15 protein-coding genes are annotated in these 18,498 nt (G+C 64.2%); 5 read left to right on the top strand and 10 right to left on the bottom strand.

Going from position 1 to position 18,498, the window contains the following annotated elements; genetic code table 11:
• Positions 1 to 157 precede the first annotated feature (157 nt).
• Entirely contained in the window at positions 158 to 1,339 is a 1,182-nt protein-coding gene (locus tag DMX12_RS10880) for an NAD(P)/FAD-dependent oxidoreductase (protein WP_110677488.1), read from the top strand.
• A gap of 211 nt (positions 1,340 to 1,550) precedes the next feature.
• Positions 1,551 to 3,734, top strand: coding sequence for a YccS family putative transporter (gene yccS / locus DMX12_RS10875; RefSeq protein WP_029886249.1), 2,184 nt, complete (start codon positions 1,551 to 1,553; stop codon positions 3,732 to 3,734).
• 49 nt (positions 3,735 to 3,783) lie between these two features.
• Here the strand turns inward: yccS and DMX12_RS10870 are convergent, their stop codons facing one another.
• The 10 genes from DMX12_RS10870 to tkt form a co-directional block, all read right to left on the bottom strand.
• Entirely contained in the window at positions 3,784 to 4,521 is a 738-nt protein-coding gene (locus tag DMX12_RS10870; RefSeq protein ID WP_110677486.1) for an ABC transporter substrate-binding protein, read from the bottom strand.
• 104 nt (positions 4,522 to 4,625) lie between these two features.
• Complete coding sequence (locus DMX12_RS10865; RefSeq protein ID WP_110677484.1) at positions 4,626 to 4,922, bottom strand: helix-turn-helix domain-containing protein; 297 nt, start codon at positions 4,920 to 4,922, stop codon at positions 4,626 to 4,628.
• Between the two features lie 12 nt (positions 4,923 to 4,934).
• Positions 4,935 to 5,435, bottom strand: a complete 501-nt coding sequence (locus DMX12_RS10860) for a M48 family metallopeptidase (RefSeq protein WP_110677482.1) — start codon at positions 5,433 to 5,435, stop codon at positions 4,935 to 4,937.
• Between the two features lie 39 nt (positions 5,436 to 5,474).
• Positions 5,475 to 7,595: a bifunctional diguanylate cyclase/phosphodiesterase gene (locus tag DMX12_RS10855; protein WP_029886251.1), complete on the bottom strand. Its 2,121-nt coding sequence runs from the start codon at positions 7,593 to 7,595 to the stop codon at positions 5,475 to 5,477.
• A 248-nt stretch (positions 7,596 to 7,843) separates the two neighbouring features.
• Positions 7,844 to 8,908 (bottom strand): class II fructose-bisphosphate aldolase, encoded by a 1,065-nt coding sequence (gene fba / locus DMX12_RS10850; protein WP_009681373.1) that lies wholly within the window; start codon positions 8,906 to 8,908, stop codon positions 7,844 to 7,846.
• A 100-nt stretch (positions 8,909 to 9,008) separates the two neighbouring features.
• Positions 9,009 to 9,338, bottom strand: a complete 330-nt coding sequence (locus DMX12_RS10845; RefSeq protein WP_009681374.1) for an MliC family protein — start codon at positions 9,336 to 9,338, stop codon at positions 9,009 to 9,011.
• A gap of 158 nt (positions 9,339 to 9,496) precedes the next feature.
• Entirely contained in the window at positions 9,497 to 9,748 is a 252-nt protein-coding gene (locus DMX12_RS10835; protein WP_029886252.1) for a hypothetical protein, read from the bottom strand.
• Entirely contained in the window at positions 9,748 to 10,911 is a 1,164-nt protein-coding gene (locus tag DMX12_RS10830; RefSeq protein ID WP_110677480.1) for a phosphoglycerate kinase, read from the bottom strand. Before DMX12_RS10830 ends, DMX12_RS10835 begins: the two co-directional genes overlap by 1 nt.
• Before the next feature lie 12 nt (positions 10,912 to 10,923).
• A complete protein-coding gene (gene epd, locus DMX12_RS10825; protein WP_009681378.1) occupies positions 10,924 to 11,985 on the bottom strand; it encodes an erythrose-4-phosphate dehydrogenase in 1,062 nt (353 codons plus the stop codon).
• Positions 11,986 to 12,164: 179 nt separating this feature from the next.
• The gene (gene tkt, locus DMX12_RS10820) at positions 12,165 to 14,162 is read right to left on the bottom strand and encodes a transketolase (protein ID WP_029886254.1); all 1,998 of its coding nucleotides are present in this window, start codon (positions 14,160 to 14,162) and stop codon (positions 12,165 to 12,167) included.
• A gap of 250 nt (positions 14,163 to 14,412) precedes the next feature.
• On the opposite strand from tkt, the gene DMX12_RS10815 reads away from it, so the two are divergent.
• The 3 genes from DMX12_RS10815 to ligB all read left to right on the top strand — a co-directional run bounded on the left by DMX12_RS10815 (position 14,413) and on the right by ligB (position 18,447).
• Entirely contained in the window at positions 14,413 to 15,405 is a 993-nt protein-coding gene (locus DMX12_RS10815) for a metalloregulator ArsR/SmtB family transcription factor (protein ID WP_110677478.1), read from the top strand.
• 18 nt (positions 15,406 to 15,423) lie between these two features.
• Positions 15,424 to 16,614 (top strand): methionine adenosyltransferase, encoded by a 1,191-nt coding sequence (gene metK, locus DMX12_RS10810; RefSeq protein WP_009681381.1) that lies wholly within the window; start codon positions 15,424 to 15,426, stop codon positions 16,612 to 16,614.
• Positions 16,615 to 16,758: 144 nt separating this feature from the next.
• Complete coding sequence (gene ligB, locus DMX12_RS10805) at positions 16,759 to 18,447, top strand: NAD-dependent DNA ligase LigB (protein ID WP_110677476.1); 1,689 nt, start codon at positions 16,759 to 16,761, stop codon at positions 18,445 to 18,447.
• The last annotated feature ends 51 nt before the right edge of the window (positions 18,448 to 18,498 follow it).

Below are 18,498 nucleotides of genomic sequence, written 5' to 3'. Positions count from 1 at the left end.
CATCGTCTGACATTTTTTGGGGCTGCCTTGCAGCCCATCGCAGGCACGCCAGCTCCCACAGGGTCACCACAGGCCTTCAGACTTGTGCAGTACCTGTGGGAGCTGGCTTGCCTGCGATGGGCCGCACAGCGGCCCCGGCTATCCATGAGGTAACACCGTGCACTCCACCGACGTGATCATCCTCGGCGCCGGCGCCGCCGGCCTGATGTGCGCCCAGCTCAGCGCCCGCCGCGGCCGCCGGGTACTGTTGCTCGACCACGCCAACAAGCCAGGCAAGAAGATCCTCATGTCTGGCGGCGGGCGCTGCAACTTCACCAATATGTACACCGAACCGGCCAACTTCCTCTCGCACAACGCCCATTTCTGCAAATCGGCGCTGGCCCGCTACACGCAATGGGACTTCATCGAGCTGGTGTGCAAGCACGGCGTGGCGTACCACGAGAAGAAGCTCGGCCAGTTGTTCTGCGACAACAAGGCCAGCGACATCCTCGACATGCTGCTGGCCGAATGCGACGAGGCCGGTGCCGAAATCCGCATGCACACCGGCATCGAACAGATCGAAAGAACCGAAAGCGGCTACCTGCTGCAGACCAGCGGCGGGCAGTTCGCCTGCCAGTCACTGGTGATCGCCACCGGTGGCCTGTCGATCCCGACCCTGGGCGCCACCGGGTTCGGCTACCAGGTCGCGCGCCAGTTTGGCCACACCCTGCTGCCGACCCGCGCCGGGCTGGTGCCGTTCACCATCACCGAGCCACAACTCAAGGCATTGTGCAGCGAGCTGTCCGGCACTTCGCTTGATTGCACGGCCACCTGCAACGGCACCAGCTTCCGCGAAAACCTGCTGTTCACCCACCGTGGCCTGAGTGGCCCGGCAATCCTGCAGATCTCGTCGTTCTGGGAAGCCGGTGACACTGTCGAGATCAACCTGTTGCCCGACCGCGATGCACTCACCTGGCTGCAGCAGATGCAAACCGAGCGCGCCAATGCCGAACTGAAGACCGTGCTGGGCGAAGTGTTCACCCGCAAGCTGGCCAACCTGCTGGCCGAGCAGTGGTTCGAGTCCAGGCCCATGAAGCAGTACACCCCGGCAGAACTGGCGCACATTGCCGAGAAGCTGGCCAACTGGCAGGTGGTGCCTGCGGGCACCGAGGGCTACCGCACCGCCGAAGTGACCCTGGGCGGCGTGGATACCCGCGAAGTGTCGTCCAAGACCATGGAGTCGCTGAAAAGCCCCGGGCTGTACTTTATCGGCGAAGTGCTGGATGTCACCGGCCACCTGGGTGGCTTCAACTTCCAGTGGGCCTGGGCATCGGCCAACGCCGCAGCGCAGTTCGTGTAGAGTAGAATCCATTCAGCAGCACGGAACGCTTTTTGCTGGCCCGTGCCCAGCGCCGGAATCTGGGCCGCTTCGCGCCCCTTCGCGGGCATGCCCGCTCCCACGGGGTTTTGTGCAGTACCTGTGGGAGCGGGCGCGCCCGCGAAGGGCCGCAAAGCGGCCCCAGTAACCGGTTCTGAAAGGTATTCCTCTGATCACTGCCTAGCAGGCCAACATGTCATCGAGCTCGTTCCGTCAGTCACTGCGTCGCCTGTGGGGCCAAGACAAGTTCAGCTATAGCATCCGGGTCACCATCGCCCTCACCGGCAGCCTGGCCCTGTGCTGGTACCAGAACGAGATGGCCCTGCTGATCCCGCTGTTCCTCGGCATCATCGCCAGCGCCCTGGCCGAAACCGACGACAGCTGGCAGGGCCGCCTCAGCGCCCTGGCCGTCACCCTGGTGTGTTTCGCCATTGCTGCGCTGGCGGTCGAACTGCTGTTCCCCTACCCCTGGTTCTTCGCCATCGCCCTGGCCCTGGCAGCGTTCAGCCTGACCATGCTCGGCGCACTGGGCGAGCGCTACGGGGCCATTGCCTCGGCAACCCTGATCACCGCGGTGTATACCATGATCGGCGTAGACCAGCGCGGCGGCCAGGTCACGGATTTCTGGCACGAGCCCATGCTGCTGGTGGCGGGCGCGGCCTGGTACGGGCTGTTATCGGTATTGTGGCAGGCGCTGTTCTCCAACCAGCCGGTCCAGCAGAGCCTGGCCAAGCTGTTCTTCGAACTGGGCAGCTACCTGAAACTCAAGGCCAGCCTGTTCGAGCCGGTGCGCACCCTAGACGTCGAGGCCACACGCCTGGCCCTGGCCCAGCAGAATGGCAAGGTGGTGGCAGCCCTGAACGCGGCCAAGGAAATCATCCTGCACCGGGTCGGCAACAGCCAGCCAAACTCCAAGGTCAGCCGCTACCTGAAGCTGTATTTCCTGGCCCAGGACATCCACGAGCGGGTCAGTGCCTCGCATTACCCCTACAACGCCCTGACCGAAACGTTCTTTCACAGTGACGTGATGTTCCGCTGCCAGCGCCTGCTGCGCAAACAGGGTTCGTCCTGCCAGGAGCTGGCCCGCTCGATCCGCCTGCGACAGCCTTTCGTGCTGGCCAGCGGTTATCCCGAGGCCCTCGAAGACCTCAACGCTGCGCTGGAGCACCTGCGCCTGCAAAACAATCCGGCCTGGCGCGGCCTGTTGCGCTCGCTGCGGGCCCTGGCTGCCAACCTGGCCACGCTCGACCGCCTGCTCAGTGCCGCGAGCAACCCCGACAGCCTGGCCGACGCCAGTGACAGCAGCCTGCTCGACCGCTCGCCACGCTCGCTCAAAGACGTGTGGACCCGCCTGCGTACCCAGCTGACACCCACGTCGCTGCTGTTCCGGCATGCCTTGCGCCTGCCCTTGGCGCTGTCGATCGGCTACGGCATGGTGCACCTGATCCACCCCACCCAGGGCTACTGGATCATCCTCACCACCCTGTTCGTCTGCCAGCCCAACTACGGTGCGACCCGGCGCAAGCTGGTGCAGCGCATTTTCGGCACGGCCATTGGCCTGACCGTTGGCTGGGCCTTGTTCGACCTGTTCCCCAACCCGCTTATCCAGTCGCTGTTCGCCGTAGTTGCCGGGGTGGTGTTCTTCGTCAACCGCACGACCCGCTACACCCTGGCCACGGCCGCGATCACGCTGATGGTACTGTTCTGCTTCAACCAGATCGGCGACGGCTACGGCCTGTTCCTGCCGCGCCTGTTCGATACCCTGGTGGGCAGCCTGATTGCCATCCTTGCGGTGTTCCTGTTCCTGCCTGACTGGCAGGGGCGGCGCCTGAACAAGGCGCTGGCCAATACCCTGGCCTGTGCCAGCGTGTACTTGCGCCAGATAATGCAGCAGTATGCCCACGGCAAGCGCGACGACCTGGCCTACCGCCTGGCCCGGCGCAATGCCCACAACGCCGACGCGGCGCTGTCCACCACCCTGGCCAACATGCTGATGGAGCCGGGGCATTTCCGTAAGGAGGCCGATGTCGGCTTCCGGTTCCTGGTGCTGTCGCACACCCTGCTCAGCTACCTCTCGGGGCTGGGCGCGCACCGCGATACGGCATTGCCGGCCCAGGCCCAGGAACAGTTGATCGAAGGTGCCGGGCAAAGCCTGGCCAGCAGCCTGGACGAAATCGCCAACGGCCTGGCAGCGCGGCTGCCCGTGGCCATTCACAGCGATGCCGAAGAAGCGCTGGCCAACGCCCTGGAGCAGATGCCAGATGAGCTGGATGAACATCAACGGCTGGTGCAGACACAACTGGCGCTGATCTGCCGGCAGTTGGGGCCATTGCGGACCTTGGCCGCGCACCTGATCAAGGAAGGCAACCCGGGCTGAGGCCTGACCCGGCCTTTATCCACGAAGAGGCCGGTAACGCCAGCCAAGCTCAAAAGCCATGCTGGCGCAGCAGCCGGGCATAGCTGCCATCGGCCTTCATCGCTGCGATCGCCTGCTCGAACCGCTCGACAATCCGCGCACGCTCCGGGTGCTTCAGGCTGACCAGGATATGCAGGGTGTTCTCCCCCAGCGGCGGCTCAACCAGCACCACCTCGTCACGCACCTGCTGCGGTTCACGCTGCAGGTTGTAGCGGGCAACGTACTCGTCTTCCACCGCCAGGTCTACTCGCCCTGCTGCGACCATGCGCAGTGCCGAGGAAAAGGTGCGCACCGCCACCTTGTGCAGGCGCGGATCGCCGTCGAACCCAGGGGAATAGGCGTAATCACGCACGACAGCGATGGTGTAGGGGTAAAGGTCCGACTGTTGCCGGTAGCGTATCGCCTGGCCTTTTCGCTGCAGCAAGCGGATACGGTTGGTCAGGTATGGCGTGGAGAACTGCCCGATGCTGGCGCGCGCCTCGTTGTACCAGGCATCGATCAACACGTCGTAGCGCCCTTGCGCAACGCCCTGCAGCGCCCGCGCCCAGGGCGCCTCCTCATAGATGCTGGCGTAGCCGGCACGGGCCAGCGCCGTGGTGACGATGCTGGTCGCCAGGCCACCGCCCGGCAGGTCTACATCGGTGAACGGGGGCCATTTGTCCGCCACCAGGCGCAGCTTGCCCTGGCCCAGGGCAGGTGTTGCCAGCAAGATTGCCAGTACTCCCAGCGCACAAAGCAGTGGCCGCATGCTTATGTCCTTTTGCCATGGAGGGCACACACTGCGGGTGAGATTACACAACCGCACTGCCGGGGGCAGCGGCCAATAGTGTCATTTTGCCTCTATTTTTGGCCTCAAGGGTAACCCAGCACGTCGCGGATCTGCCGCAGATGCTGGCTGATCCACTGTTTGTCGACCGCGCCCCAGTCACGAATACGGTAATGCCCGGCGTGGTTGCGCGCGCCTTCCTGTTGCTCGAACTCGCAAACGATGTCCAGGTCGGCCAGCGCGGCGATGGTGTCCTGGGCGGTGCGCCGCGGCATACCGGTGGCTTCCACCAGGGCCGGCACGCTGGTCGCGGTGCGGCTGTCGATCAGCCAGGCTACGTACAGGCGCCGGTAGAAGCTGCTTTTGGTCTTGCTCACGTCCATGCTGCATGTTCCTTAGAGGTTGCCCGGCAGTTCCCGGTAGGTCAGGTAGACGCGCAGGTCGAATTCCAGTTGGTGATAATCGGGCTCCATGTGCTGGCAGAGCTGGTAGAACGCCTTGTTGTGGTCGCGCTCGCGCAAGTGCGCCAGCTCATGCACCACGATCATGCGCAAGAACTGCGGTGCGGCCTCCTTGAACAGCGAGGCGATACGGATTTCCTTCTTGGCCTTGAGCTTGCCGCCCTGCACCCGCGACACCGCGGTGTTCAGGCCGAGCGCGCGGTGGGTCAGGTCGAGCCGGCTATCGAACAACACCTTGTCCAGGCCCGGCGCACTGCGCAGGTACTGCTGGCGCAGTTCCTGGGCATAGCCGTACAGCGCCTTGTCGCTTTGCACATCATGGCGCCCGGGGTAGCGGCGCTGCAGGTACTCGCAAAGGCGGTCGCTGTCGATCATCTTGCGCACCTGCTCTTGCAGGTGCGGCGGGTAGGCTTGCAGGTAACGTAATACGGTCATGGCAGTGCATTCGGCGTAACGAATGCCGATTCTAGCCAATCATGGCGCTGGCCAGGAGAAAATCACCGGGAAGCGGGTAGCGTCCGAGGCGGTCATGGGGTGGGCCACCAGGAAACCCTGCACATACTCGCAACCATTGGCCTTGAGCCAGGCTGCCTGGGCCGGGGTTTCCACGCCCTCGGCAATGACCGTGATGCCGTAGTCGGCGCACAAGCTGATGACACTGCGCACCAAGGCGGTATCCACTGCCGTATCAGGCAAGCGTGCCACCAGGTGGCGATCCAGCTTCAGGGTATCGATCGGCAGGTCCCGCAGCATGCGCAGTGAACAGTCGCCGGCGCCAAAGTCATCCAGCGCCACCCGTACGCCCAGCTCGCGCAGGCGATGGATCTGTTTCACCGCCGCATCGATGTTGTACATCAATGAGGTCTCTGCAACCTCGACCTCCAGTTGCGCCGGGTCCAACTGGTAAAACTGGATCACCCGCTGCAGTTCTTCGACCAGCCCGGGCATGACGAACTGCGCACGGCTCAGGCTGATACCCAGCACCAGGTCTGCGGGAAAGTGCTGGTACCAGGCATGGCGTTGGGCCGCGCCCTGGCGGTAGATCCAGCTGGCCAGCCGGTTGATCAGCCGGGCTTCCTCGAGCAGAGGAATGAACAGGCCTGGCGGCACATCGCCGACGCTCGGGTGCTGCCAGCGCAACAAGGCCTCGAAGCCGCGCAGGTGGCCATCGATGAAGCTGACCTGCGGCTGGTACACCAGAGTGAAGTCCTGTTGCTCGATGGCGGTGCGCACGCTGTCTTCGAGCATCAGCCGCGAACGCGCCCGCCCGTTGAGTTCCTGGTCGTAAAAGCGGTACTGCTGGCGCCCGGCCTGCTTGGCGGCATACATCGCCGCATCGGCTGCGCGCAGCAGGCCTTCGACATTGGCACCGCATTCCGGATAGGTGGCAATGCCGATGCTCACCCCAAGGCACACATCCAGGCCGTCCACTTCATGGCGGATGGACACCCGCTCCAGCAGCCGCTCGGCATAACGCCCAGCCTGCTCCGGGTAAGGCAGGCTGTCGAACAGCGCGGTGAATTCATCGCCGCCCATGCGCGCCAGCAAGGCCTCGCTGCCCAGGCAGTCCTTGAGTTGCTCGGCGACCCAGCGCAACACCCGGTCACCGGCGTCATGGCCAAGGGTGTCGTTGATGCGCTTGAAACCGTCCAGGTCCATGTACATCAGCGCCTGGGCCTTGTCCGAGCGCTCGTTGCGCAACAGAGCGCCTTCGGCCGCCTGGTAGAAGCCGCGGCGGTTCAGCAGGCCGGTCAGCGGGTCGGTAACGGCCTGGTACTCCAGTTGCTGGTGCAGGTTGCGCACTGCCGACATGTCCAGCACGGTCACCACCATGGCCTGCTGGTCGGCTGGCAACGGCGCGCACGACAATGCCACCGGAACAAGCTCGCCGGCCAGCGTGCGCAGTTGCGCGTCGTGCACGCGGTAGATTTCTTGCCCCAGGTAAGCGCGGTAGAACTCCGATTCAAGCCACGGGCAGGCAGCGGGAAGCTGCACCAGGTCGAGCAGTTGGGCGCCCTGAATGTGCTGCACGGGAGCCGCCAGCAAGCGGGAAATGGCCGGGTTGGCAAAGCTGATCACGCCCTGTGCGTCCACCACCAGAATGCCTTCGGCGGCGTTCTCCAGAATCGACCCATTGAACGCCCTGGCGGCTTCCAGCTCCCGGGTCAGGCGCTGCAACATGCGCCGGTTGCGCTGCTGGTCGAGCAAGGCCTGGACTTTGGGCTTGAGAACCTTGGGGTCGAACGGTTTGAACATGTAGTCCACGGCGCCGCTGGCGTAGCCTTTGAGCACGGCCGCTTCGGACTGTTCGTTCGCGGTCAGGAAAATGATCGGTGTCAGCCGCGTACGTTGGCTGCCGCGCATCAGCCGGGCAACTTCAAAGCCGTCCATCTCCGGCATTTGCACGTCCAGCAGGACCAGGTCGACATCATGCTCCAGCAAGGTGCTGAGGGCTTCCATCCCCGAACCGGCTGTCAACACCTGCCAATCTTGCCGAGCCAGCAAAGCCCGCATGCTGATGAGGTTTTCGGGGTAATCGTCTACCACCAGAAGAACCGAACTGCCATCCAGTGGCTGAGGGTAAGCGCCATCCATGCTGCTTCTCTTGTATGTCCAACTACGACTTGCTATTGGCTCCGAGCTTAACTCTAGCCGTGGCTACGAAAGACGCAATGCAAGGCATGGCAATAAGCCATGGACGAAGAAATTAGTCGACTAACGGTAGCTGTGCAACATGACTGTGAGCCTGATGCCGGGGGCCGCCAAACCGCTCCCAAGGCCTGAATGCCAAGCAAAAAAAACCCGCATTTCTGCGGGTTTTTCTATAACGCTCAACGGTTCGATCAGTTGACCTTGGCCGCCAGCTCGCCTTTGGCATAACGCTGGAACATGCCTTCCAGGGAGATCGGCTTGATCTTCGAGGCATTGCCGGCAGTGCCAAACGCTTCGTAACGGGCGATGCACACATCACGCATGGCCTTCACGGTTTCAGCGAAGAACTTGCGAGGGTCGAACTCACTCGGGTGCATGGCCATGTGGCGGCGCATGGCACCGGTGGAAGCCAGGCGCAGGTCGGTGTCGATGTTGACCTTGCGCACGCCGTACTTGATGCCTTCAACGATTTCTTCAACCGGTACGCCGTAGGTTTCCTTGATCTCGCCACCGTACTGGTTGATGATCGCCAACCACTCCTGCGGTACCGACGAGGAGCCGTGCATCACCAGGTGGGTATTGGGGATGCGCTTGTGGATTTCCTTGATACGCTCGATGGCCAGGATGTCACCGGTTGGCGGCTTGGTGAACTTGTAGGCACCGTGGCTGGTACCAATGGCGATGGCCAATGCATCGACCTGGGTCTTCTTGACGAAGTCAGCGGCTTCTTCCGGGTCGGTCAGCATCTGGCTGTGGTCCAGAACACCTTCGGCACCGATACCGTCTTCTTCACCGGCCATGCCGGTTTCCAGCGAACCCAGGCAGCCCAGCTCGCCTTCTACCGAAACGCCACAGGCGTGCGCCATGGCCACGGTCTGCTGGGTGACACGCACGTTGTATTCGTAGTCGGTCGGGGTCTTGCCGTCTTCGCCCAGCGAGCCGTCCATCATGACCGAGCTGAAGCCCAGCTGGATCGAGCGCTGGCAGACATCAGGGCTGGTGCCATGGTCCTGGTGCATGCACACCGGAATGTGCGGGAATTCTTCGATGGCAGCCAGGATCAGGTGGCGCAGGAACGGGGCGCCGGCGTATTTGCGGGCACCGGCCGAGGCCTGCACGATCACCGGGGAGTCGGTCTTGTCGGCCGCTTCCATGATGGCGCGCATCTGCTCGAGGTTGTTGACGTTGAAAGCTGGTACGCCGTAACCGAACTCGGCGGCGTGGTCCAGCATCTGGCGCATGCTAATGAGTGCCATTGTGTATCTCTCTCCCGACAAGCGTCGTATGTTTCGTGCAAGCCTGCCGCAGGGGCGGTTGCTGTTCAAGTAGTGTGGGCCGCCATTGCGGCCCGGCCAGTCACGGTGCCTTGCAGCCCCGCCCAATCAGATCGTTGGTTGCCACCCAGTACACCAGGCCTTCTTCGCCCTTGGTGTGGAAGGCCAGCATGCCATCGCTGTACAGCGCGCCCGAGGCACCTGGTTCGGCCTTGAGCCGGTAGACCTGGTCACCGCCGCCCAGGCGCACGTCGACCTGGTCACGCTGGGCATCGGCGAAGCGCCACAGCACCTCGGCCTGGGTATCGCAGACCCAGCGGGTCCAGTTGTCTGCCGGGGCGGGTTGCGCCGGCTGCAGCAGTGAGCAGCCTGCCAGTGTCGCCAGGACCGTCACGGCCAAAAGCGCTTTCATTCAGTTTCCTCGATTTGGGGCTGCTTTGCAGCCCTTCGTGGGCTTGCCCGCTCCCACAGGTCAAGCGCGGTACCTGTGGGAGCGGGCAAGCCCGCGAAGGGCGCACGGCGGCCCCTTTCCAAGACCACAAATCAGCCTTCAGGTTGCCTGTTACCCGATCAAGGGCAACCCGGCGCCTTGCGCTGGTGGTCTTCGTCGTACTTTTCCAGGCCTTCCGGGCCCACACGCTTGCTGATCACCGGCACGGTCTCGGCCTGCCACTCGGACTGGTAGCAGCCGCCCTTGGGCGGCTGCGCCGGGTCGTCAGGCGAAGCCGGGCTGCCGGAGCACGCGCTCAGCAGACCCGCCAGCACCATCACAGGCAATTGCTTGACCATCAGGCCACTCCCTTTGCCAGGCGCCGAAGTCATCAGGCCTTGGCCCGCTCTTCCAGGATTGCCACGGCTGGCAGGACCTTGCCCTCGACGAACTCGAGGAACGCGCCGCCACCGGTAGAAATGTAGGAGATTTCCTTGCTAACGCCATATTTGTCGATGGCCGCCAGGGTGTCACCGCCACCGGCGATGGAGAACGCGTCGCTGTCGGCGATGGCCTTGGCCAGCACCTGGGTACCCTTGCCGAACTGGTCGAACTCGAACACGCCGACCGGGCCGTTCCACAGGATGGTCTTCGACGACTTCAGCAACTCGGCGAACTGGGCTGCGGTTTGCGGGCCGATGTCCAGGATCATGTCGTCGGCGGCAACATCGGCGATGGCCTTGACGGTGGCTTCGGCATCTTCGGCGAACGCCTTGGCGACCACCACGTCAACCGGCAGCGGCACATTGACCTTGGCAGCGATGGCCTTGGCCGTGTCGACCAGGTCCGGCTCGTACAGCGACTTGCCGACAGGGTGGCCGGCAGCGGCCAGGAAGGTATTGGCAATGCCACCACCGACGATCAGCTGGTCGCAGACCGCGCTCAGGCTGTTCAGCACGTCCAGCTTGGTGGAAACCTTGGAGCCGGCGACGATAGCCGCCATCGGCTTGGCCGGCGCCTTCAGGGCTTTGCCCAGGGCATCCAGCTCGGCAGCCAGCAGCGGGCCTGCAGCTGCAACCTTGGCGAACTTGGCCACACCGTGGGTCGAGCCCTCGGCGCGGTGCGCGGTGCCGAACGCGTCCATGACAAACACGTCGCACAGCGCAGCGTACTGCTGGGCCAGCTCGTCGGCGTTCTTCTTCTCGCCCTTGTTGAAGCGCACGTTCTCGAACAGCACCAGCTCACCGGCCTGCACCGCGACGCCGCCCAGGTAGTCGGCAACCAGCGGCACCTCGCGGCCCAGGGCCTTGCACAGGTACTCGGCAACCGGCTTGAGGCTGTTTTCGGCAGAGAACTCGCCTTCGGTCGGGCGGCCCAGGTGCGAGCAGACCATTACCGCCGCGCCCTTCTCCAGGGCCAGCTTGATGGTCGGCAGCGCTGCCAGGATGCGCGCGTCGCTGGTTACCACACCGTCCTTCACAGGCACGTTGAGGTCTTCGCGGATCAGTACGCGCTTACCTTGCAGGTCGAGGTCGGTCATCTTCAACACGGTCATGAATGCAGTCCTTCAGGGCTGTTTATTGCGGGTTGGGTGAACGACGTGCAGATAGTGTTCGGCAACGTCGAGCATACGGTTGGCGAACCCCCATTCGTTATCGAACCAGGCCAGCAGGTTGACCAGGCGGGGCCCGGCAACACGCGTCTGGCTGGCATCGACGATCGCCGAATGCGGGTCATGGTTGAAATCACAGCTGGCATGCGGCAGCTCGGTGTAGGCCAGCAAGCCTTTCAGCGGGCCGGCCAGCGCGGCCTCGCGCAGCACCCGGTTGACCTCGGCGGCACTGGTGTCGCGGGCGGTCTGCAGGGTGATGTCCAGGCAAGACACGTTGACGGTCGGCACGCGTACCGCTTTGGCCTGGATTCGCCCGGCAAGTTCCGGAAGCAGGCGCTCGATACCGCGCGCCAGACCAGTGGACACCGGTATCACCGACTGGAAGGCCGAACGGGTGCGGCGCAAGTCTTCGTGGTGATAGGCGTCGATCACCGGCTGGTCGTTCATCGCCGAGTGGATGGTAGTGATCTGCACGTACTCGATGCCGAACGCCTGGTCCAGCACACGCAACAGGGGCACGCCGCAGTTGGTGGTGCAGGAGGCATTGGAAACCAGCCGCTCCTGGCCGGTCAGGCAAGCCTGGTTGATGCCATAGACCACGGTGGCATCGACATCGGCCTCGCTGGCCATGGGCTGGGAGAACAGCACGCGCGGGGCACCGGCATCGAGGAAGCGCTGGCCGTCGGCGCGGGTGTTGTAGGCACCGGAGCACTCCAGCACCAGGTCGATACCCAGGGCAGCCCAATCGATGCCTTCGGGGGTGGCGCTGCGCATGACTTTCACGCAGTCGCCATTGATATGCAGGCAGTCGCCGTCGACCTTCACCTGGCCAGGGAAGCGGCCGTGGGTGGAGTCGAAGCGAGTCAGGTACTCCAGGCTGGCCTGGTCGGCCAGGTCATTCAGCGCAACGATCTCGAAACCGGCCTTCGCCCCCCGCTCGAACAGCGCGCGCAGGACACAGCGGCCGATACGGCCATAACCGTTGAGTGCAACTTTGTAGGGACGCAGGTGGGGCATTCGTTGGCTCGCTAACGCATGATGGCGGTTGGGGCCGCGTGGCGGCCCATCGCGACGCAAGGCCGCTCCCACAGGGTGCGGCATGCGCAGTACCCTGTAGGAGCGGCCTTGTGTCGCGATGGAGGGCAGAGCCCTCCCCTTGCACGACCTGGAGGGCGTCACTGCCCTCCCGGGTTACATCAGTCTTCCAGCAGCTCTTCGGCAGTACCGAGGATGTTCTCCAGGGTGAAGCCGAACTCCTCGAACAGGGCCGAAGCCGGCGCCGACTCACCGTAGGTGGTCATGCCGATCACGCGGCCTTCCAGGCCGACGTACTTGTACCAGAAGTCGGCGTGGGCGGCTTCGATGGCGATGCGCGCGCCCACTTCCAGCGGCAGCACGGACTGCTTGTAGGCAGCATCCTGGGCATCGAACACGCTGGTGCACGGCATGGAAACCACGCGCACCTTGCGCCCCTGCTCGGTCAGCTTGTCGAAGGCCTGAACCGCCAGGCCCACTTCCGAACCGGTGGCGATCAGGATCAGCTCAGGCTCGCCTGCACAGTCCTTGAGCACATAGCCACCACGGCTGATGTCGGCGATCTGCTGCGCGCTGCGCGCCTGGTGCTGCAGGTTCTGGCGCGAGAAGATCAGCGCCGAAGGGCCGTCCTTGCGCTCCAGGGCGTTTTTCCAGGACACAGCGGATTCAACGGCGTCAGCCGGGCGCCAGGTGTCCAGGTTCGGCGTGCTGCGCAGGCTGGTCAGCTGCTCGATCGGCTGGTGGGTAGGGCCGTCTTCGCCCAGGCCGATGGAGTCGTGGGTATACACATGGATCACACGCTGCTTCATCAGCGCCGACATGCGCACGGCGTTGCGGGCGTATTCCATGAACATCAGGAAGGTCGCGCCGTAAGGCACCAGGCCGCCGTGCAGGGCAACACCGTTCATGATGGCGGTCATGCCGAACTCGCGTACGCCATAGAACACGTAGTTGCCGCTGGCGTCATTGGCTTCGACGCCCTTGCAGCCCTTCCACAGGGTCAGGTTGGAGCCGGCCAGGTCGGCCGAACCGCCGAGGAACTCGGGCAGCAGCGGGCCGAAGGCGTTCAGGGCGTTCTGGCTGGCCTTGCGGCTGGCGATGGTTTCACCCTTGGCAGCCACTTCTTCGATGTAGGCCTGGGCCTTGGCACTGAAGTCGGCCGGCAGTTCGCCGCGGGTACGGCGCTTGAACTCGGCAGCCAGCTCCGGGTAAGCCTTGGCGTAGGCGTCGAAGCGCTGGTTCCACTCGGCTTCGACCTGGGCACCGGCAGCCTTGGCATCCCACTCGGCATAGATGTCGGCCGGGATTTCGAACGGGCCGTAGTTCCAGTTCAGGGCCTGGCGGGTCAGGGCGATTTCGTCGTTGCCCAGCGGTGCGCCGTGGCAGTCTTCCTTGCCCTGTTTGTTCGGCGAACCGAAACCGATGGTGGTCTTGCAGCAGATCAGGGTCGGGCGATCGCTCTTGCGGGCGGTTTCGATGGCGGTCTTGATCTCGTCGGCGTCATGGCCGTCGACGTTGCGGATCACCTGCCAGTTGTAGGCTTCGAAGCGCGCAGGGGTGTTGTCGGTGAACCAGCCGTGCACTTCGCCGTCGATGGAGATGCCGTTGTCGTCGTAGAAGGCGACCAGCTTGTTCAGGCCCAGGGTGCCGGCAAGCGAGGCGACTTCGTGGGAGATGCCTTCCATCATGCAGCCATCGCCCAGGAACACATAAGTGTTGTGGTCGACGATGGTGTGGCCGTCACGGTTGAACTGGGCAGCCAGCACTTTTTCTGCCAGGGCGAAGCCCACGGCGTTGGCGATACCCTGGCCGAGCGGGCCGGTGGTGGTCTCCACGCCCGGGGTGTAGCCGTATTCCGGGTGGCCCGGGGTGCGGCTGTGCAACTGACGGAAGGCCTTGAGGTCGTCGATCGACAGGTCGTAGCCGGTCAGGTGCAGCAGCGAGTAGATCAGCATCGAGCCGTGGCCGTTGGACAGCACGAAGCGGTCGCGGTCGGCGAAGTGCGGGTTGCTCGGGTTGTGTTTCAGGTAGTCACGCCACAGTACTTCGGCGATATCCGCCATGCCCATGGGGGCACCTGGGTGGCCGCTATTAGCCTTTTGCACGGCATCCATGCTGAGGGCGCGAATGGCGTTGGCACGTTCACGACGGCTGGGCATCGCTGGTCTCCTGGGGGGCTTGTAGAGGTGGTGTCACGAAAAAGACGACCATTTTCGCCCACTGGGGGGCTTGGGGCAAACATTTAAGCGCCAAGCGGCCAGCTTTAAGCTTCAAGAAAGAAGCAGGGGCCGAGCCGGAGTGCTCTGGAGCCTGTAGCCTGCAGTTTGAAGGCTGCAACTCATCGCCAATATCAAAACTTTTTGATATTGGCCTTGCTAGGGCACCAATGCCTGACTAGACTGCCCGCCCATGAACCTCCGTGTGCAATCGATCCCCGAGCAATGCGAAACATTGGCCGCCCTGTGCAAGGCCAGTGGCGACGCCTTGCGCCTGAATGTGCTGCGAGCCCTGGCCAACGACTCGTTCGGTGTACTGGAGCTGGCCCAGATCTTCGGCATCGGGCAGTCGGGCATGAGCCACCACCTCAAGGTGCTGGCCCAGGCAGAGCTGGTCGCCACCCGCCGTGAAGGCAATGCCATCTTCTACCGCCGCGCCCTGCCCGACAGCCTGCGCCTGGGTGGCCGGCTGCACGCGGCGCTGCTGGAAGAGGTGGATGCCCTGGCCCTGCCGGCCGATGTGCAGACGCGCATCGCGCAGGTCCAGCAACGCCGCGCGGTCACCAGCCAGGACTTCTTCCTGCGCGTGGAAGAAAAGTTCCGCGCCCAGCAAGACCTGATCGCCGGCCTGCCGCAGTACCGCGAGAGCCTGCTGGCGCTGCTCGACAAGCTGCATTTCGACCCGGCGGCCAGTGCCCTGGAAGTCGGCCCCGGCGACGGTGGTTTTCTGCCCGACCTGGCCCGGCGGTTTGCCCACGTCACTGCGCTGGACAACAGCGCGACCATGCTCGAACTGGCGCGCCAGGTGTGCCAGCGCGAGGGGCTCGACAATGTGACCCTGCAGTTGGCCGATGCACTGGGTGCCACGGATGTGGCCGCCGACTGCGTTGTGCTGAACATGGTACTGCACCATTTCAGCGACCCGGCCCTGGCCTTGCGCCAGCTGGCCAAACGGGTGAAGGCAGGCGGCAGCCTGCTGGTCACCGAGTTGTGCAGCCATGACCAGGGGTGGGCCCGCGAAGCCTGCGGCGACCTGTGGCTTGGCTTTGAACAGGACGACCTGGCCCGCTGGGCCAACGCGGCCGGGCTGGCCCATGCGGACAGCCTGTACGTGGGCTTGCGCAACGGCTTCCAGATCCAGGTCCGGCACTTCCAGCGCACGGCTGGCGACATACACCATCGGTAAATTTCAGGAACCTTCGAGATGAGCGAATACTCCCTTTTCACCTCCGAGTCCGTGTCCGAAGGGCATCCGGACAAGATCGCCGACCAGATTTCGGACGCAGTCCTCGATGCCATCATCGCCCAGGACAAATACGCCCGCGTAGCGTGTGAAACACTGGTCAAGACCGGTGTCGCCATCATCGCTGGTGAGGTCACCACCTCGGCCTGGGTCGACCTGGAAGACCTGGTGCGCAAAGTCATCATCGATATCGGCTACAACAGCTCCGACGTCGGCTTCGACGGCGCCACCTGCGCCGTGATGAACATCATCGGCAAGCAGTCGGTAGACATCGCCCAGGGCGTCGACCGCTCCAAGCCGGAAGACCAGGGCGCCGGCGACCAGGGCCTGATGTTCGGTTATGCCAGCAACGAAACCGAAGTGCTGATGCCGGCGCCTATCTGCTTCTCGCACCGCCTGGTCGAGCGCCAGGCCGAAGCACGCAAGTCCGGCCTGCTGCCATGGCTGCGCCCGGATGCCAAGTCGCAGGTCACCTGCCGCTATGAAAACGGCAAGGTCGTAGGCATCGACGCAGTGGTACTGTCGACCCAGCACAACCCTGAGGTTTCGCAGAAAGACCTGCAAGAAGCGGTGATGGAGCTGATCGTCAAGCACACCCTGCCTGCCGAACTGCTGCACAAAGGTACCCAGTACCACATCAACCCGACAGGCAACTTCATCATCGGTGGCCCGGTGGGCGACTGCGGCCTGACCGGCCGCAAGATCATCGTCGACTCCTACGGCGGCATGGCGCGTCACGGTGGTGGTGCGTTCTCCGGCAAGGACCCGTCCAAGGTCGACCGCTCCGCCGCCTACGCCGGCCGCTACGTGGCCAAGAACATCGTCGCCGCCGGCCTGGCCGAGCGTTGCGAGATCCAGGTGTCGTACGCCATTGGCGTGGCCCAGCCGACCTCCATCTCGATCAACACCTTCGGTACCGGCAAGGTCTCCGACGAGAAGATCATCCAGCTGGTGCGCGAGTGCTTCGACCTGCGCCCGTACGCGATCACCACCATGCTCGACCTGCTGCACCCGATGTACCAGGAAACCGCTGCCTACGGCCACTTCGGCCGTACCCCGCAGCAGAAGACTGTCGGCGACGACACCTTCACCACCTTCACCTGGGAGCGTACCGACCGCGCCCAGTCGCTGCGTGACGCTGCTGGCCTGTAAGTTTTCCTGCAGCGCTGGACGAAAGCCCCTGCCGAGCGATCGGCAGGGGCTTTTTCATGACATATCGACTCACAATCGCTTACCGGCAATGCCTGCCAGCTTGCCTACGCTGAGGGGCCAACCCGCCATGCAAGGATGCAGGCCATGCCGCTCATGCTGTTCATCACCCTGCTGGGGGTGCTCGCCGCACCACTGGCGCACGCCAGCTCATGCCCCGGCTGGAACCCCCAGCAAGTCGCCAGCGAGGTTGCCCAACTGCGAAAAACCCTTGGCAGTTGGGACGACCACTACCATCGCCAAGGCATTGCCTTGGTACCAGATGAGCTTTATGACCAGAGCCGCCAACGCCTCGCGCAGTTGCAGCAGTGCTTCGGCCTGGCCGGTGGCCCTGCGCCCCTGGCCAACGCGGGCGGCCCGGTACCCCACCCCATTCCCCACACGGGCATCGACAAGCTGCACGACCGCCACGCCGTGCAGCGCTGGCTGGCCGGCAAGGCCGATGTCTGGGTCCAGCCCAAGGTCGATGGCGTGGCGGTGTCGCTCATTTACCGAGAGGGCCGCCTGGTGCAACTGATCAGCCGGGGCAACGGCGCCCAAGGGCACGACTGGAGCCGCCACATCCCCCAGCTGGGTAGCATCACCCGCCAGCTGCCGCAGGCCATGGACCTGCAGTTGCAGGGTGAGCTGTACCTGCGCTTGAACGCGCATGTTCAGGCCCAGGCGGGCGGCGCCAAGGCGCGCGATACCGTGGCCGGGTTACTCGCCCGCAAGCGCCTGAGCAGCGAACAGGGCGAGGCGGTGGGCCTGTTCGTCTGGGACTGGCCGCAAGGCCCCGAGCAACAGGCCGAACGCCTCGCGCAGCTGGCACAGCTGGGCTTTGCCGACAGCCAGCGCTACAGCGTTGCCATCAATACGCTGGATGAGGCGGCCCAATGGCGTGAACACTGGTACCACGCTGCCCTGCCCTTCGCCAGCGATGGTGTGGTGCTGCGCCAGGGTAGCCGGCCACCCGCTGAACGGTGGCAGGCCAAGGCACCGTACTGGCTCGCCGCCTGGAAGTACCCGTACATGCAAGCATTGGCCGAAGTTCGCGACGTGCGCTTTCGGGTCGGTCGTACCGGGCGGGTCACGCCCGTGCTGCACCTGCTGCCGGTAACCCTCGACAACCGACGGGTCACGCAAGTGAGCATGGGTTCGCTGGCGCGCTGGCACAGCCTGGACATTCGCCCTGGGGACCAGGTGGCGGTGAGCCTGGCCGGGCTGACCATTCCGCGCCTGGAGCAGGTGGTACACCGCGCTGTCGAGCGCGTGCCGGTAGCGGTACCGGCAGCTGGCCAGTATCACGCCCACAGCTGTTGGCAAGCCAGCGTGGGCTGTGAAGAACAGTTCATTGCCCGCCTGGCGTGGCTGAGCGGCAAGCACGGCCTGGCCCTGCCGCGCACCGGGCCGGGCACCTGGCGCCGGCTGGTCGCAGCCGGGCTGGCAACCTCGCTCACAGACTGGCTGCAACTGGATGCCACACGCCTGAGCGAGGTTGCAGGAATCAGTGCGCGAACGGCAGCCCAGTTGCGCAGCAGTTTCGACGACGCCCGCACCCGGTCGTTTGACCAGTGGCTGCGGGGGCTGGGCGCTCCCCTGCCCAATGGCATGCAGATTACTGGCGACTGGCAAGCACTGGCGGCCCGCACGGCTGACACTTGGCAGGTATTACCCGGCATTGGCGAAAAGCGCGCACGACAACTGGTGGATTTTTTTGCAGCCGCCGAGGTTCGAGCCATAGCAACGCAGCTGGGCGAGCACGGTATCGAAGGCTTTGAGCGCCCTAAGCAATGATTTTTTACCAATTAGCCTGTAGGAAATTCCTGAGATTCAAGCGGAAATACC

The sequence above is a fragment of the Pseudomonas sp. MB-090624 genome (assembly GCF_003205245.1).
In the GTDB taxonomy this organism is placed as follows: domain Bacteria; phylum Pseudomonadota; class Gammaproteobacteria; order Pseudomonadales; family Pseudomonadaceae; genus Aquipseudomonas; species Aquipseudomonas juntendi.
The sequence above is the reverse complement of the archived record's forward strand: the minus strand, read 5'-3'. Positions and strand labels throughout refer to the sequence as shown.